Annotated in this window: 12 protein-coding genes; 8 read left to right on the forward strand and 4 right to left on the reverse strand. The window is 63.5% G+C overall.

Features of this window, described 5'->3' with window-relative positions; all coding sequences use genetic code 11:
• The first annotated feature begins 18 nt into the window (after window positions 1–18).
• Genes lepB through recO form a run of 5 tightly spaced genes read left to right on the forward strand, consistent with a single transcriptional unit; the run spans window position 19 to window position 3,595 of the window.
• Window positions 19–879: a signal peptidase I gene (gene lepB, locus IPK09_01800; protein ID MBK7982346.1), complete on the forward strand. Its 861-nt coding sequence runs from the start codon at window positions 19–21 to the stop codon at window positions 877–879.
• A gap of 21 nt (window positions 880–900) precedes the next feature.
• A complete protein-coding gene (locus IPK09_01805) occupies window positions 901–1,299 on the forward strand; it encodes a DUF4845 domain-containing protein (protein MBK7982347.1) in 399 nt (132 codons plus the stop codon).
• Window positions 1,296–1,961 (forward strand): ribonuclease III, encoded by a 666-nt coding sequence (rnc, locus tag IPK09_01810; protein ID MBK7982348.1) that lies wholly within the window; start codon window positions 1,296–1,298, stop codon window positions 1,959–1,961. The genes IPK09_01805 and rnc overlap by 4 nt, the downstream gene beginning before the upstream one ends.
• Window positions 1,958–2,863 (forward strand): GTPase Era, encoded by a 906-nt coding sequence (gene era, locus IPK09_01815; GenBank protein MBK7982349.1) that lies wholly within the window; start codon window positions 1,958–1,960, stop codon window positions 2,861–2,863. Before rnc ends, era begins: the two co-directional genes overlap by 4 nt.
• 21 nt (window positions 2,864–2,884) lie before the next feature.
• Window positions 2,885–3,595, forward strand: coding sequence for a DNA repair protein RecO (gene recO / locus IPK09_01820; GenBank protein ID MBK7982350.1), 711 nt, complete (start codon window positions 2,885–2,887; stop codon window positions 3,593–3,595).
• Between the two features lie 22 nt (window positions 3,596–3,617).
• Here recO and IPK09_01825 read toward each other — a convergent pair whose 3' ends face one another.
• A complete protein-coding gene (locus tag IPK09_01825; GenBank protein ID MBK7982351.1) occupies window positions 3,618–4,607 on the reverse strand; it encodes an adenosine kinase in 990 nt (329 codons plus the stop codon).
• A 32-nt stretch (window positions 4,608–4,639) separates the two neighbouring features.
• On the reverse strand, window positions 4,640–5,095 hold the full coding sequence (locus IPK09_01830) for an ATP-binding protein (protein ID MBK7982352.1): 456 nt from the start codon (window positions 5,093–5,095) through the stop codon (window positions 4,640–4,642).
• Between the two features lie 312 nt (window positions 5,096–5,407).
• Between IPK09_01830 and mrcB the strand changes: the two genes are divergently transcribed.
• The 3 genes from mrcB (at window position 5,408) to IPK09_01845 (ending at window position 11,028) form a co-directional block, all read left to right on the forward strand.
• Window positions 5,408–7,918, forward strand: coding sequence for a penicillin-binding protein 1B (mrcB, locus tag IPK09_01835; GenBank protein MBK7982353.1), 2,511 nt, complete (start codon window positions 5,408–5,410; stop codon window positions 7,916–7,918).
• 159 nt (window positions 7,919–8,077) lie between these two features.
• On the forward strand, window positions 8,078–9,097 hold the full coding sequence (locus IPK09_01840) for a tetratricopeptide repeat protein (protein ID MBK7982354.1): 1,020 nt from the start codon (window positions 8,078–8,080) through the stop codon (window positions 9,095–9,097).
• A gap of 107 nt (window positions 9,098–9,204) precedes the next feature.
• Window positions 9,205–11,028: an ATP-dependent DNA helicase gene (locus IPK09_01845; protein ID MBK7982355.1), complete on the forward strand. Its 1,824-nt coding sequence runs from the start codon at window positions 9,205–9,207 to the stop codon at window positions 11,026–11,028.
• A gap of 42 nt (window positions 11,029–11,070) precedes the next feature.
• Here the strand turns inward: IPK09_01845 and IPK09_01850 are convergent, their stop codons facing one another.
• Together IPK09_01850 and IPK09_01855 are read right to left on the reverse strand one after the other, a co-directional pair.
• On the reverse strand, window positions 11,071–14,808 hold the full coding sequence (locus tag IPK09_01850; protein ID MBK7982356.1) for an AAA family ATPase: 3,738 nt from the start codon (window positions 14,806–14,808) through the stop codon (window positions 11,071–11,073).
• Window positions 14,805–16,049: an exonuclease SbcCD subunit D C-terminal domain-containing protein gene (locus IPK09_01855; GenBank protein MBK7982357.1), complete on the reverse strand. Its 1,245-nt coding sequence runs from the start codon at window positions 16,047–16,049 to the stop codon at window positions 14,805–14,807. Before IPK09_01855 ends, IPK09_01850 begins: the two co-directional genes overlap by 4 nt.
• Window positions 16,050–16,052: the final 3 nt, after the last annotated feature.

Here is a 16,052-nt window from a genome sequence, read left to right on the forward strand (position 1 = left end):
CATTGGATCATTACAGCTATGAATATTGATTTTGCCGCCGTTTTGGTGGTGCTGACCTTACTCACCGGCGGCATTTGGTTGCTGGACGCCCTGGTGTTGGCGCCGCGCCGCGTTCGCGCCGGAGAGGCCACGGAGACGGCCGCTGCGCCGTCGGATTCGCACGCGTTGCCGTGGTACGTGGATTTATCGAAGTCGTTTTTCCCGGTTATCCTGGCGGTGCTGATTTTACGGTCGTTTTTGGTGGAACCGTTTCGGATTCCTTCCGAATCGATGGTGCCGACCTTGCTCACCGGCGATTTTATTATGGTCAACAAATTCGCTTATGGTTTGCGGTTGCCGGTGCTCAACACCAAGGTGGCCGGCAACGGCCAACCGGCGCGCGGCGACGTGGTGGTTTTCCGTTACCCGCTCGAACCGTCCGTGGCCTATATCAAGCGAGTGGTCGGATTGCCCGGCGATCGGTTGGACTATCGCGGCAACCAGCTTTTCATCAACGGCCAGCCGGCGCTGTTGAACCCGCAACCCGAAGATCCCGCCGAACCGGGTTACCGCCAGTTCACCGAACAGTTGGGCGCGGCCGCGCATCGGGTTCAGATGCTGGCCAACAGTCGTTGGGGGGCGCCGGGTTACTGGTCCGGGCTGCAATTCCACCGGGAACCCGATGGGACGGTCTCCTGGACCTTTCAAGTGCCAGCCAGCCACTATTTTGTCATGGGCGACAACCGCGACAACAGCGCCGACAGCCGGTTCTGGGGCGTGTTGCCCGAACAGAATCTGATCGGCAAGGCTTTTTTCATCTGGATGAATTGGGATGGAGTCTGGTGGCAACCCTGGACTTGGACCTTTCGGTTTAGTCGGATCGGGAATAGTATTAAATAATTGAATGAGGGGGATTTTAAGATGTTAAGGGCGAATCAGTTGAGCGAGCGCGAACGAGCGGACCGGCAGCGCGGCATGACCGTGATCGGTATGTTGTTATTGATGATCGCGATCGCCTTCGTCGCGCTGGTCGGCATGAAGGTGATTCCGATGTACATTCAATATTATTCCATCAAATCGACCATCGAGAGCATCCGCAAGGAACCGCAACTGGCGCAGATGAGCGTTCCGGATATCCAAAACGCCATTCAAAAACGCTTCGATATCGGCTACGTCGAAAATGTCCAGGCGCGCGATCTCAAGATCCGCAACGACCGCGGCGGCCGGGTGATCGATCTGGTGTACAACGACGAGCGCGAGCTGTTTTACAAATTATTTGTCGTGCTCAAGGTCAGCGAAGCGATTCCGTTGAATCCGTGAGCCCCCCTGTTTCCCTCTTGTGCGCCAGTTTGGGCTATCGCTTCCAGCAGCCGGAGTTGCTGGAAGCAGCGCTCACCCACCGCAGTGCTTCGGCGCGCAACAACGAGCGGCTGGAATTTCTGGGCGATGCCTTATTGAGCATGGTCATCGCCGAGTATCTTTTCGAGCACTACGCCAAAGCCAGCGAAGGCGAGCTGAGCCGGCTGCGGGCCAGTTTGGTGAAGGGTGAAACGCTGGCGGAGCTGGCGCGCGGCCTGAAGTTGGGGGATTGGCTGCGGCTTGGCGCGGGAGAGCTCAAAAGCGGCGGGTTCCGGCGGGAATCGATTTTGTCGGATACCTTGGAAGCGGTCTTTGGGGCGGTGTATCTGGATGGGGGGTTGGCGGCGTGTCGCCCGTTGATTTTGAGGCTTTATGAAGATCGTTTGGCGCGGCTGACCAGCGCCGGCGAATTGAAAGACCCCAAAACCCGCTTGCAAGAGCATCTCCAAGCTCGCCAGCACCCGCTGCCGGTCTACAACGTGCTGGAAATTCGCGGAGAGCCGCACGCGCAAAGTTTTACGGTGGAGTGCTTGGTGGCCGAAGCACACGCGGTGGCGACGGGCAGCAGCCGGCGTAAGGCGGAACAGGAAGCGGCCCGGCAAATGCTGGAGCTGATCCGATGACGGCGGCGGGTCGCGCCGGCTACGCCGCGCTCCTAGGACGTCCCAACGTCGGCAAATCGACTCTGCTGAACCGATTGATCGGCCAAAAAATCAGCATCACCTCTCCGAAACCGCAAACCACCCGGCATGTGATCCTCGGCATCCAGACCTTGCCGGAGGCGCAGATCGTTTATGTCGACACCCCAGGCTTGCACCGCCAGGAAAAACGGGCGATGAACCGCTATCTGAACCGGGCGGCGGCGAGCGTGTTGGGTTATGTCGATGTCGCGGTATTGCTGATTGAGGCGCTGCGCTGGCTGGAGGAAGATGAAGACGTCCTGACGCGGCTGGTGGACTTTCCGGGACCGGTGGTGCTGGCGGTCAACAAGGTGGATCGGATCGCCGATAAAACCCGGCTGCTGCCGTTTCTTGAGGAAATGGCGCGCAAGCGAGCGTTTGCCGAGGTGGTGCCGCTGGCGGCGCTGCAAGGCGACAACGTGGCGGCGTTGGAGCGAGCCATCGCCGGCCTGTTACCCGTTGGTGAACGGCTGTTTCCGGAAGATCAGGTCACGACCGTCAGCGAACGCTTTCTGGCGGCCGAGCTGGTCCGTGAAAAACTGACTCGGTTGCTGCGCGAAGAATTGCCGTACGCCCTGACGGTGGACATCGAGCGCTTCGTCGAAGAAGGGCGGCTGACGCGCATCAGCGCGGTGATCTGGGTGGAGCGCGAGACGCAAAAGGGCATCGTGATTGGGCAGGGTGGGGCGACGCTGCGCGAGGCCGGCAAGCAGGCTCGCGAGGCGTTAGAGCGCCTGCTCGACCGTAAGGTGTTCCTGCAAACCTGGGTCAAGGTGCGCGAAGGCTGGTCCGACGACGAGCGCGCCTTGCGCAGTCTGGGCTACGGCGATCCAGGGGCGACTTGAGCCGCCGCCGGATTTCGCTCCATGCGCGTGTCTCTCCAGCCGGCCTTCATCCTGCACCGTCGTCTCTATCTCAACAGCAGTTTGCTGCTGGAAGCGCTCAGTCGCGAGCACGGTCGCTTGGGGCTGGTGGCGCGCGGCGCCATGTCCGCCCGCTCGCGCCTGAAGGGGCTATTGCAGCCGTTTGCACCGCTGTTGTTGTCTTGGAGCGGTGCTGGGGAGCTGGCGACGCTGACGGCCGCCGAAGAGGCGGGGCGTCCCACGCCATTGCCGGCGGAGCGGGTGCGGGCCGGTCTTTACGCCAACGAGTTGCTGGTGCGGCTGTTACCCCGGCACGATCCTCAGCCGGGCTCGTTCCTCGCCTATAAAACCCTGCTGAGCGAGTTGGTCACGGCGCCCGACGCGGAGCCTCCGTTACGGCGTTTCGAGAAGACGCTGCTGCAAGAGCTGGGCTACGGTCTTAGCTTGGATCGCGAAGCCGTCGGCGGCGGGCCGATCATCGCCGAGCAGCATTATCGCTATGTGCTGGACCGGGGACCGCTGCTCGCCAGTCAGGCGGAGACCGGCGTCCCGATCTCCGGTCGGAGCTTGCTGGCCTTGCGCGACGGCATCCCGGCCGACCCGGCCGTGCTGAAGGAAATCAAACGCTTGATCCGTGCCGCGCTGGCCCAGCAGTTGCGCGGGCGGGTATTGAAAACCCGCGAGCTTTATCGGGCGAGGCGGGAGCCGGAATGAGGAGAGATCGCTTCAGCGGACCCTACGGACAGCGTTGCAGGATGGCCTTGGTTTCGGTTGCCGTCAGGCGCGGACCCCGTTGGGTCACCAGTTTGGCGGAAGCCGCCGAAGCCAGCGCGCCCGCCCGTCGATGGTCCCAGCCTTGGCCGCGACCGTAGAGAAACGCCCCGGCGAACAGATCCCCCGCGCCGACGGTATCCACCGCTTTCACGGGTACCGGAGCGATATCGAGCAAGCTCCGGCCATCCCAAACCAGCGCGCCTTTGGAGCCTCGGGTAATCACAAACTCCTTGCCGAGCGTTTTCAGATACTCGACCGCGCCGGCGATCTCCGCGCGGCCCGCCATGCCCTTGGCCTCGTCTTCGTTGGCAAACAGCAGGTCCACGCCCCCGCCGATCATATCGAGCAAGCCGGCTTTGAAAAACCGCACCATGTTGGGATCGGACAGGGAGATGGCGGTCTTGACGCCGGCCGCCTCGGCGAGGCGTTTGGCGTTGATGCAGGCTTCGCGCGCGGTGTCGGAGGTGACCAGGTAGCCTTCCATGTAAAAATAGCCCGAATCGCGTAGGGTCTCTTCAACCACTTCTTTGTGGGAGAGCCCACCGCTGATGCCGAGGAAAGTGCAGAGGGTGCGGTCGCTGTCCGGGGTGACCAGGACCACGCAACGACCGGTATGACCGGGTTCTTTCTCGGTGTGGTGGTTGGTGGCCACGCCGCCGTCGAGCAAGTCTTTCATATAGAAGTGGCCGAGTTCGTCGCTCGCCACCTTACAGGAATAGAAGCTGGCGCCGCCAAACTGGCTGACCGCGATCATCGAATTGGCCGCCGAGCCGCCCGAACCGCGCTGGTGGGGGTGAGCGGCCAAGCGGTTCATTATCCGCAGCTGCTGCTCGTCGTCCACCAGCGTCATCACACCTTTATCGAGGCCGAGCGCCGTCAGATCGGCAAGCTCCACCTCATATTCCATATCGACCAGCGCGTTGCCGATTCCGTAAACATCATATTTGGCCATCATTCCCCCACCATCGAGCGATAAAAAATCAATTATACGAGGATCGCCGCCAGGAGCGCCGCTCGCAACGGTTCCAGATCGCCATGGTCGGGGGCTTTTAGGGGATTCTCGTCGGCTTGCGACCCGCGCCCGCAACGGGGTAGGGTCGGCGGCGCAGTCGAGCAAGAAAAACGGCGCGCCATGCCGGCCGGCCAACGCGCGGAAGGATTGCCGGTGAGCGGATTGCATGAAGGCAGCGTCACCCGTACCGCACGACCGGCGGCGAGCAGACCATGCGCGAGGTCGTGCAAGCGCTGGTAGGTACGGGCGCTGGCGTCCGCGGTGTAGAGTTGTCCGCCGGGCGTGGAACGGCTGTCGTCCAGCGGGCCGAGTCCGAACAGCCGCTTGCGTTCCACATCGGAGCGGATGTGGATGAAGCCTGGAAATATTTCCAACAACTGTCCGGTCCGGTACGATTTACCGGAACCGGAGGCACCGTGAGCGATCAATAGAACCGAGCGTTCCGCCCGAGCCAGCGCCGGTGGGTTGGTCGGTGATCGTCACGCATTTGAGATACAGTTCCGGGGCCAGCCGGCCGTTCAGACGCAATTCTTTTTCACAAAAGTCTTTCCGCCGTTCCAGACTGGTAAAATCCAGGAAACCCAAATTCACGGGTTTCTCGATCTTGTAAGCGAAGTCGCCCGCAAGCAGGATGTGTGAGATGTGAATCTGCAAATGCTCGATTCCAGTTCAGGAAAACCCAAGGATAAGGCAGAATGATCGAGAGAGGCCAAGCGGCTTGAGGATCGACCGGAACAGATATGGCTACAGGTAAAACACCCCGCAATTCCAAAAAGGGCCTGGAACGAAGCATCCGCTCGCTGTTCTCGCTGCTCTTGTCGCTGGGACTGGGCGGATTGCTGCTGGGCGCGTTCGGGTTGGGCGTTTATATGCTGTATCTGGATGCGGTCATCCGCGCCGAATTCGGCCAAAAGCGCTGGGCCATGCCCGCCAAGGTTTACGCCCGCCCGCTCGAATTGTTCGAAGGGATGGCGCTCAGCGCGGATGGGTTAGCTCAAGAACTCAAGCTGTTGGGCTATCGCGACGTGAATTGCCCCGACGCGCCGCCGCCGCCCGCCGATACGAGCAAGCGACCGTTCCGACGCAAGCCGAAAGTGCCGCCCTCGCAAGGGTGCGCGCCGCCGCCGGGCGGCGGTGAAACGCCAGCTAAAGCAGGTAGTTACGCGCGCCGGGGGGAAACCTTCGAAATCATCACGCGCGATTTCACGTTTTGGGACGGCGCGGAGCCGGTGCGCAAGATGCGCTTGGTGTTCGCCGGCAACATTCTGGTCAATCTGGCCAGTACGGACGAACAGGAGGCGCCGGGCCTGCTGCGGCTCGATCCGCCGGAAATCGCCGGCATCTATCCCACGCACTACGAAGATCGCATCCTGCTCAAGGGCAAGGATCTGCCGCCGGTGCTGGTGGACACCCTGCTGGCGGTCGAAGATCGGGCGTTTTTCGAACACGCCGGCGTCAACCCCAAGGGCATCTTCCGGGCGCTGTTGGCCAACTTGCGGGCGGGCCGAACGGTGCAGGGCGGCAGCACGCTGACCCAGCAGTTGGTGAAAAGCCTGTTTTTGAGCAACGAACGGACCATCAAGCGCAAGATCAATGAAGTGTTGATGGCCATCTTGATCGATTCGCGCTACGGCAAGGACGAAATTCTGGAAGCCTACGCCAACGCGGTCTATCTCGGTCAGGACGGCAGCCGCGCCATCCACGGCTTCGGCTTGGCCAGTCAGTTTTACTTCGGCGTCCCGCTGGAAGATCTGGATTTGCACCAGCTGGCGCTGCTGGTGGGCATCGTCAAGGGGCCTTCCGTTTACGACCCCCGCAAACATCCTGACCGGGCGCGGGAGCGGCGCGACCTGGTGCTCGACGTGATGGTCGAACAGAATCTGATCGCCGCTGAAGATGCGGCCACCGCCATGGAGCTGGGCCTGGACATCGCGCCCGAGACCGCCAACGGGATCACCGCTTATCCGGCGTTTTTGGATTTGGTGCAGCGCCAGTTGCACCAATACTACAAGGCGGAGGATTTGGTGGTGGAAGGACTGCGGGTGTTCACCACCCTCGACCCGCGGATTCAGGCCACTACCGAGAATACCCTGGCCACCCGCTTGGGGCCCTTGGAACGCAGCCAGCCGAAGGCGCGGCCGTTACAGGGCGCCGCCATCATCGTCGATACGCCGAGCGGCGAGGTGCTGGCGGTGGTCGGTGATCGGGAACCGAAAAGAATCGGTTTCAACCGGGCACTCGACGCCAGCCGGTTGGCCGGCTCCCTGCTCAAGCCGATGATTTATTTGACCGCTTTGGAGCAACCTGACCGCTATACCCTCACCACGCTAATCAACGACAGCCCGCTGGCGCACAACGTCGGCGGCCATCGCTGGCGGCCGGCCAATTACGACCGGCGCTACCACGGCCGGGTGACGGTGCGGGATGCGCTGGCGCGCTCCTACAACATTCCGGCGGTGCGGGTCGGGCTGGATGTCGATGTCATCAACGTGGTCAAGATGCTCCAGCGGCTGGGCCTGGATCGGGAATTGAAACCCTATCCCTCGCTGTTGTTGGGCGGAGTCGATTTGTCGCTGTTCGAGATGACGCAGATTTATGAAGGAATCGCCAGCGGAGGATTTCGCATTCCCCTGCGCGCCATTCGCGAAGTGACCAACGCGGAAGGCAAACCGTTGCAGCACTACGCGCTGACCGTGGAGAAGGCGGTCGATTCCGGGCCGGTTTATCTGGTCACCAACGCCATGCAGCAAGTGGTGAAGGCCGGCACCGCCAGCGCCATGAAAAGCAAGCTGTCGCCCGATTTGCAGATCGCGGGCAAGACCGGCACCACCGACGATTATCGCGATAGCTGGTTCGCCGGATTCAGCGGTGATCGCTTGGCCGTGGTCTGGCTCGGCCGTGACGATAACAAGCCCACCGGCCTCAGCGGCGCGAGCGGTGCGCTGCGAATTTGGATGGATTTGATGTCTGGCTTGAAACTGGAGCCGCTGGATACTCCACCCCCCGACGGTGTCGAAGAGGTTTGGGTGGACCCGCGCAAGGGTTTGCGCCTCAGCCAAGGGTGTCGGATCGGCCAACGGATTCCGTTTCTAGCCGGTTCCGAGCCCCAGGGTTTCGGTTCCTGCGGCAGTCCGCCTCCGGTGCGCCGCGTGGTGCGTTCCAGTCCAAGTGGCCCCAAGAAGCAACCGGCTGCTGGCGATGGCGATGGCGGGGGAGGGATCAGCGATTTCTTCCAGCGCCTGATGGAATGAGGGTTGGCCGCCGGGGCGCGGACGGTCGCGGCGGTTGTCAGCCGCGCCGCGTGGGTTGAGCTGGCGGGCTCAGCGGTGAAAAGTCAAAGTCAATCGATGGCCCTTTTCGTGGGGGTTCTCGGGTAATCGTTCGCGTTGGCCCAGTACAAGGGGACAGCAATGAAAGTAGTTTTGAAGCCGCATCTGGGTGGTTTAGTGCTGGCATTGAGCCTGACGGCGTGCTCGACCTCTTCGCCCTATTTATGGCAAAAGCCCACCAGGCCGGTCGCCAGGGCGCCGGTGGTGGACCGCACCGCGCGCCAGCCGGCCTATCCCGCGCCATCGTCGCCGGGGTCGCAATCGACTGTGGGGCGGTTGCCGCAGGACGATCCGCTACTGCCGAGAGAATACCCTTCCGGCTCGGCTCCGGTAGACGCCTACGAACTCAGTTCGGTACCGCCGGCTGTCGGACCGAACGCTTCGAACGGTTACGCCAATGTACCGCCGACAGCGGCTTACTCATCCAGGGCGGGAGCGGGGGGCGGGGCGTCGCCCTCGCCGGTTTATCCACCGGGCGCGGCCACCCCGCATCCGTCGATGTCACGAACGGCGCCGGGCGCTCTGCCCGAGCCGCAACCGGCGGTGGTGCCGCCGACCTCGCGCGTGAAACCCCCTGTTCCACCGCCGTCGCCGCCCCCGTCGGCGGCCGCGGCCGGTACGCCCGCGCCCGCCAATCCCACGGTTGCAATGGCGCCGCCGCCCGATCCGGATTTGGACCCCAATCCGCCGGCGGTCGCGCCGCCGCCCCGACCGACCCAACCAGCGGCGGCGCCCAAACAAGCGGATTTGCCGCCGGCGGAAATTTCCCGCGACGGCAATCAGGCGGTGGTCGCGCTGTTGGAAAGCGCCGACAAGCACGTCAAGAGCAATCAGTTGGACAAGGCCGGCGCCGCCTTGGAGCGCGCGCTGCGCATCGAGCCGCGCAACGCGGGGATCTGGCACGATCTGGCTCAGATCCGGCTGCACCAGGGCCAGTACCAGCAAGCGGAATCGCTGGCGAGTAAATCCATCAATCTGGCCGGTGGCAATCGAGCGCTGCAATCTCGCAACTGGAAGTTGATCGGCTCCGCGCGCAAGGCGACCGGTAATGCGGCCGGCGCTGAAGAAGCCGAGGCGCACGCCTCGCAACTGTCCCACTAGAGAAGCCGCTAGCGAATGCTGCTTTGAACGCGGCCGAACTGTTGGGGCCAGAGGGGCCGTTAGCCGGGCTGGTTCCGGGGTTCGCGCCGCGTCGTTCGCAGCAGCAAATGGCCCAGGCGGTCGCCGCGGTCTTGCAAGACGGCGGCACCTTGGTCGTCGAAGCCGGCACCGGCACCGGCAAGACCTACGCTTATTTGGTGCCCGCGCTGTTGGCCGGATTGCGGGTTATCATTTCGACCGGCACCCGTCACTTGCAGGACCAGCTTTTCCAGCGGGATTTGCCGGTGGTGCGCCAAGCACTGGAAATACCGGTGCGGGTCGCGCTGCTGAAAGGGCGCGGTAACTATCTCTGTCACTATCGCTGGCAAGCCACCGAGGACAGCGGGCGCTTGGGCTCGCGCGAGCAGGTCGCCGAGCTGAGCCGCATTAGCGCCTGGGCGCGGCGCACCCGTCACGGCGATATCGCCGAGGTCAGCGAGGTCCCGGAAGCCTCGATGATCTGGCCGCGCGTCACCTCCACCGTCGACAACTGCCTGGGCCAGCAATGTCCGTACCTGAACGATTGTTTCCTCGCCAAAGCCCGCCGCGAGGCGCTGGCGGCGGATGTGCTGATCATCAACCATCACCTGTTTTGCGCCGACATGGCGATGAAGGAAACCGGTTTCGCCGAACTGCTGCCCGGTGCGGAGGCCATCATTCTCGATGAAGCGCACCAGCTGCCGGAGGTGGCCAGCCAGTTTTTCGGCAAATCGCTGAGCAGCCGACAATTGCTGGAACTGGCGCGGGATACGGTGGTGGAACAATCGCGGGAAGCCAGGGATTTCGCCGCCTTGCGCCAGCGCGCCAACCGGTTGGACCCGGCGGTGGCGGCGCTGCGTGAAGCCTTGGGTGCGGCGGAGCGGCGCGCGCCGTGGCGCGAGGTCGCCGGGCAACCCGCCGTGCGGGAAAGCCTCGACGCGCTGGGTGAAGCGCTCGCTGGGTTGCGCCAGGCGTTACAAGAAGCGGCCCAGCGCGGCAAGGGCTTGGAAAGCTGCTGCCGGCGCGGCGAGGATTTGGCCCAACGGCTGGCCTTGCTGACCGGCGCCGAGAACGCTCAAGAGAGCGTGCGCTGGTTCGAGACGCGCGGCTCCGGCTTTACCCTGAGTTTGACTCCGCTCGATATCGCCCCGGCGTTTCGGGGCCGGATGGAAGACAAGCCCGGCACTTGGATTTTTACCTCGGCGACGCTGGCGGTGGGCCAGACCTTCGAGCACTTCGCGGCGCGTCTGGGGCTGCCGGACTGTGATCGGCTGCGCCTGGACAGCCCTTTCGATTTCGCCCGCAACACGTTGCTGTATCAACCGCCGGGACTGCCCGATCCCGCTTCGCCAGATTATACGGTGGCGCTGGTGGAGGCGAGCTTGCCGGTGTTGGCGGCCAGCCGGGGGCGAGCCTTCCTGCTGTTCACCAGCTACCGGGCCTTGCGCGAGGCCAAGAGCCTGCTGGAAGGGCGGCTGGATTATCCGCTGCTGGTGCAGGGCGAGCGGCCGAAAGGGGCGCTATTGCGCCAGTTTCGGGAGTTGGGCAATGCGGTGTTGCTGGGGACGGCCAGCTTTTGGGAAGGGGTGGACGTGCGCGGCGAGGCATTGTCGTGCGTCATCATCGACCGCTTGCCCTTTGCCGCGCCCGGCGATCCGGTGTTGCAGGCGCGCATCGAATCCTTGCGCCAGCACGGCCAGGATCCCTTTCGGCAGTATCAACTCCCGCAGGCGGTGATCGCGCTCAAGCAGGGGGCAGGCCGGTTGATCCGCGATGTCAGCGACCGTGGCGTGTTGGTGCTGGGCGATCCGCGCGTGTCCACCAAGTCCTATGGGCGGGTTTTTCTGGACAGCCTGCCGCCGATGCCGCGCACGCGAGACTTGCGACAAGTTCAGCGGTTTTTTGGGGCATGACGGGGCGGCTGGCGCTTGGGCGGCTGGTGCGCCGGTCTCTCGCTAGTAATGCTTGATCTCGACCCGGCTTTGCCCGCCGGATTGCCGCCGCACCTGAACTTGAATGCCGATCCGCTCGGTCATTTCCTGGACGTGGGAGATGACGCCGACCTTGCGGCCTTGGGCTTGTAGGTTATCCAGCGCATCCATCGCCACCCGTAGAGTGTCGGCGTCGAGGCTGCCGAAACCCTCGTCGATGAACAGCGATTCCACCCGGACCCGGTTGGAGGACAGCGAGGCCAGGCCGAGCGCCAACGCCAGCGACACCAGGAAGGATTCGCCGCCGGACAGGGAGTGCACCGAGCGGTATTCGTCGCCCATGTCCTGATCGACCACCATCATGGCCAAGCTGTCCTTGACCCGTTCCAGCCGGTAGCGGCGGGTGAGATGGCCCAGGTGGCGGTTGGCGTAGCCGAGCAGGATGTCGAGCGTGAAGCCTTGGGCGTAGTTACGGAATTTCTTACCGTCGCTGGAGCCGATCAACTGATCCAGCTTCTTCCAGGTTTCAGCCTTGGCGTCTTGAGCGGCGATGTCGTCTTGCAAGGCGGACGATCGCGTGCGCCGTTCGTCGTCCTGCCGCAAGCGCAGTTCCGCTTCGGTCGCGCGCTGTTTGGCGTTTTCCAAATCGGCGGTGATTTTCGTTTGTTGGGCCTGGATCGCCTCCGCCGGCTCTGAGCTGGCGCGCTGGCGTTCGTGCGCTTCCCGTCGCGACTGACGTTCTCGGAGGGTCGTCTCCGCATCGCGCACGGCGTCGGTCAGTTGCCGCAACGCCTCTCGCTCCTGGATGAGCCAAACGCCGTCGTGGGCGAGCAGCGTTTGCAGGTGGCGGGCATCTAGTACTTCGACGGAAGGGTCGGCGTTGAACCGAGCGAGCCAGCCATCGAGCGCGGCGCTGGCGCGCTCCGCTGCTTGTTGGCTGGTTGAGAGGGTTTGTCTGGCCTGATCGAGCAGCGCTTCGGCGCTGGCCTGTGCGGCCTTGGCGTCTTGTCTGATGCGGTCTTGCCGCTGGTGTTGGGTCTTGGCGTCTTCGATCGACTCGGTCAATTCAGCGGCTACTTCCGCCACCGAGCGGCCCTCGAACAAGGTTTTTCGTTGTCGGCGCTGGTTTTCCAGTGTCTGGGCGATTTTTGCAAAATCCTCGGTGGCGCGGCGGAGCTGAGCAGTTTTCTCCGTGATGCCGCCGGCGCGGCTGGTGATTTCGATATCGAGGCCGGCGAGCTGGGCGGTCAGTTGTTCGACGTTTTTTTGCTGGCTGTTCCATTGCGTGGCCCGCTTCTCTTGGCTGCGATGGTAAGCCAGCGGATCGCTGCGCCAGCTCTGTTGCCAGTTTTGGTCGCCACAAACCGCCTTCAACTCCTCAAGGGCTTGGTTCAAGCGGCTGGTTATTTCGTTTTGGCGAGCCGTTGCGGACTGGAGGCTTTGGAGGGTGCGGTCGAGATTCGCTTGCGCGGCGGTTGCCGCATCCCGCGCCGCCGATTGTTTTCGTTGGGCTTGGTCTCGCGTTTCTTGCGCCGTCGCTCTGGTTTTTTCCGCTTGCCGCCAAGCGTTTTCTTCCGACGCGAGCGTGGCGAGATGTTTGCGCATCGCTTGATTGCGGGCGACGAACCAGGTCGGCCGTTCGGCGGGCGAAATGGCGTGGAGCTTTTCCGCCAGCGGATGGGCGTTCCAAGCGTCGGAGTGTTGTTGGATGGCGGCGGCCAACGCTTGCTGTTCGCTGGCCAGTGCAGTCAAGCGCTGGTGGTTGTTTTCCTGATACGCTTGCGCCGTCGCTTCTTGTCGGTCCAGAACGACGACTGCGTTGCGGCAGGTCTCGACTTGAGCGTTCAACCCCGCCAGCAGGACGCGGGAAGGCGCGTCGCCCAGGGCGTAAGGGTGCTCCATCGCGCCGCAGACCGGGCAGGGCGTGCCGGTTTGTAGATGCTCCCGCAAGGTCTCGACGTTTTCGGTGCACGCGGCTTCAGCGATTTTCAGGGACTGTTCCGCCTGTTCCAAGCGGGCGGTCGCCGGCGGTTTGGCGGCGAGGATTCGCGCGAGTTCGCCGTTCGCGCCGGCGAGTTTGGCGCGCACGTTGCTCGTTTCGCTCTCCAATTCCTGCCGCCGGGCCGACGCGCCGGCCAAGGCAATCCATAACTGCTCGGCGCTGGCCAGTTGCTCGCGGTAGCTATCGATGCGGGAGCGGCGCGAGGCCAGCGTTTCGGGATCGAACCGGGCGAGGGTTTGCGCGGCGGTCTGGAGTTCGGTTTCCGCGACCTGGAGCGCGGTCTCCGCCTCGGTCAGCAAGTCGTTCGCTCGGTCGCGCGCCTGCCGCCGGTTTGCTTCGTCCTGACGGGAGCCGGCGATTGATTTGTCGTTGTCGAGCGACTCGCTTTGAATTTTGGCGGCTTGCTCGAACAGCACGTTCCAACGCGGCCATTCCTCGGCCAAGCGCCGTAAGCTTTCGTGCCCGGTCAGCCAGTCTCGCGCCACTTGCCACGCTCCGCTGGCGCGGTCGTGCTCGGCCTGTTTGTCTGCAAGCTGTTCTTTGGCTGCCAGCTCAGCCGCGCAAGCCTCATCGCGGGCCTTGGCGGCGGCGGCGTGACCGGGAACCAGCAGGCTGATTTCGGTATCGAGCGCCTTGGCGCGGTCGAGATCGACATTGGCCGCCGTTTTGGCCTGCTCGGCGCTGGCGACGGTCTGTAAAAGGTGGTTCAGAGCTTCGTCGGCTTGCCGGCGGGCGCGTTGGGTTTCTGCTGCTCGTTGCTCGGCGCTAGATAGGGCTTGGCGGTTGGCCGCGATGTCGCGGCTGGTGCGTTCGAGTTCGGCGGTGAGAGGGCGGGCGTTCTGTACGGCTTCGACTTGGGCGAAATAGCGTTGTCGGGGAGCGGCGGTTTGTTGGGTGGATCGGGCATTTTGCACCGCCTCCTGGGCGTGCTGTTCGGTCTGGGTCAGTTCCTGCCAGCGTTCGTGCCAGCGCCAATGCCGGTCGAGTTCGGCCTTGCATCGCTCCAGCGCCGTGGCTTCAGCGCGAGCGGTGCGCAAAGTTTGCTCCCATTCGGCCCGGAGTTCGGCGGGCAGCGGCCGTTGGTCGCCGAGTTGCTGTTGCAAGGCGTCCAGCGCCTGCTGTTCGGCTTTGGCGCGTTCGTGGGCGCGGATGGAGAGGCTGGTGTACGCGCCCAGCCCGGTCAGCGTCTCCAGCAAGGCCGCGCGCTCGTCGTCGTCCGCTTTCAAAAAGGTGGCGAATTCGTTTTGCGCCAGCAGCACGGCGCGAGTGAACTGTTCGAACGACAGCCCCAGCCGTTGTTCGATTTCCCGTTGGACTTCGCTGCGACCGCCGCCGAAGGCTTGAGCGTCGGTCAGCCGTTGCAGGCTCATTTCGACATTTTGCAGCTTGCCGGTGGTCTTGCCGCGCGCCCGACGCACGGCCCAGCGGGCGCGGTAGTCGATGCCGTCGTTGCCGATGAAATCAACTTCGGCGTAACCCTCGCCCGTGCCGCGCCGCAGCAGGTTGCCAGGCTCGCGCGGGGTGACGGTTTCGGCCCCGACATCCGGCAGATTGACACCGCGAGCGCTGGCTTTGGCCAAGCGGGGGGTGTTGTTGTAGAGCGCCAGACACAAAGCGTCAAGCAGGGTGCTTTTGCCCGCGCCGGTCGGTCCGCAGATGGCGAACAGACCAGCGGAGGCGAGCGGGTCTTTATGAAAACGCAGTTCGAACTCGCCGGCCAGCGAAGCGAGATTCTTGCCGCGAATGGCGAGAATTTTCATGAATCGCCCGTTCCGTCGGAAGCCAGCAGCAACTCCCTGAATGCCGCCAGCAGCTCGCTGGAAGGTTCCGCGCCGTATTTGCGAAGGTGTAGTTTTTTGAAGATGTCGTCCGGTTGCAGCCGTTCCAATTCGTCCAGCGATTGCGGGTCAGCGTCGGCATCCCGTTCGGTACCATGATCGTAACTAGTGTCGATACGCGCCAACCGTACCGGTTTATCGCTCAAAACGGCTTCGACGCGGGCCCGCAAGCCGGGTTCCGGGGCGTTGAGCCGGATGCGTGCTTCCAAATAGGGCTGCGCTTCCAGCGGCGCGTCGGAACATGCAAGCGCCGCCAGTTGTTCCAGCACCTCATCCAAGGGCGCGGGTTGGGCGGGCACTCGCAACAGTTCGACGAAGCGGGGTACCCGGATCGGCGTGGCGGCCACCAGTGCATCGCCGTCGAGATCGACGCGGACGACTTGATGGGCGTAGTGGAGTTCTGAAAACGACATCGGCAGCGGGCTGCCGGAATAACGGACTCGCGCCTGACCGCCGATCATTTGCGCCCGATGCAAATGGCCCAAGGCGGCATAACGGATGGCCGGATCGAAGGTCTCGACCGGCAGCGCCTCGATGCCGCCAATGACGATGCGCCGCTCGGAATCGTCCGAGGTTTGGCCGCCCCGCAGGTGGCAATGGCCGAGCGCGACGATGGCTTGACCGTTTTCGCGGCGTTCGAGCGCCAGGTCCAGCGTTTGGCGGTACAGCGCTTCGATGCCTTTCAAGTAGGGGTCGTCATCGGTTTCGAGGCGCGGCACGTCGCCAGGCCGTAGAAAAGGAACCGCCAGACACCAGGCGGCGATGTCGCCGTGGGCGTCGCGCAACGGCGTTATCAACCGGCCGAGTTCGAGGTTGCCTTGGGCGTCGCGGGTGGTGTGGCCGATGACAGTCACATTAATGGTTTCGAGCAGCGGGGCGGGCGCTTCCAGGCGTCCCGCCGAATCGTGATTGCCGGCGATGATGACGACATCGAGCCGGGGTAGCCGGCGCTTGGCGGCGGTGAGAAAACGATAAAGCTGGCGTTGGGCGGCGGCGGCGGGATTAGTGTTGTCGAAGATATCGCCGGCGATCAGCAGCCCGTCGCTGCGTTCGGCTTCTAGCGTGTCCAGCAACCAGTCGAGAAAGCATTGGTGTTCGAAACTCCGGTCGAAGGTGTGCAGGCTCTGACCGAGGTGCCAGTCGGCGGTGTGCAACAGGCGCATGTC

The organism is Candidatus Competibacteraceae bacterium (assembly GCA_016713505.1).
In the GTDB taxonomy this organism is placed as follows: Bacteria; Pseudomonadota; Gammaproteobacteria; order Competibacterales; family Competibacteraceae; genus Competibacter_A.

Bases quoted from the DNA above. Each gene is read 5' to 3' on its own strand.
- era (MBK7982349.1), top strand. From the start codon at position 1,958: ATGACGGCGGCGGGTCGCGCCGGCTACGCCGCGCTCCTAGGACGTCCC.
- IPK09_01850 (MBK7982356.1), bottom strand. From the start codon at position 14,808: ATGAAAATTCTCGCCATTCGCGGCAAGAATCTCGCTTCGCTGGCCGGC.
- IPK09_01840 (MBK7982354.1), top strand. From the start codon at position 8,078: ATGAAAGTAGTTTTGAAGCCGCATCTGGGTGGTTTAGTGCTGGCATTG.
- IPK09_01845 (MBK7982355.1), top strand. From the start codon at position 9,205: ATGGCCCAGGCGGTCGCCGCGGTCTTGCAAGACGGCGGCACCTTGGTC.
- IPK09_01825 (MBK7982351.1), bottom strand. From the start codon at position 4,607: ATGGCCAAATATGATGTTTACGGAATCGGCAACGCGCTGGTCGATATG.
- mrcB (MBK7982353.1), top strand. From the start codon at position 5,408: ATGGCTACAGGTAAAACACCCCGCAATTCCAAAAAGGGCCTGGAACGA.
- IPK09_01805 (MBK7982347.1), top strand. From the start codon at position 901: ATGTTAAGGGCGAATCAGTTGAGCGAGCGCGAACGAGCGGACCGGCAG.
- IPK09_01855 (MBK7982357.1), bottom strand. From the start codon at position 16,049: ATGCGCCTGTTGCACACCGCCGACTGGCACCTCGGTCAGAGCCTGCAC.
- recO (MBK7982350.1), top strand. From the start codon at position 2,885: ATGCGCGTGTCTCTCCAGCCGGCCTTCATCCTGCACCGTCGTCTCTAT.
- lepB (MBK7982346.1), top strand. From the start codon at position 19: ATGAATATTGATTTTGCCGCCGTTTTGGTGGTGCTGACCTTACTCACC.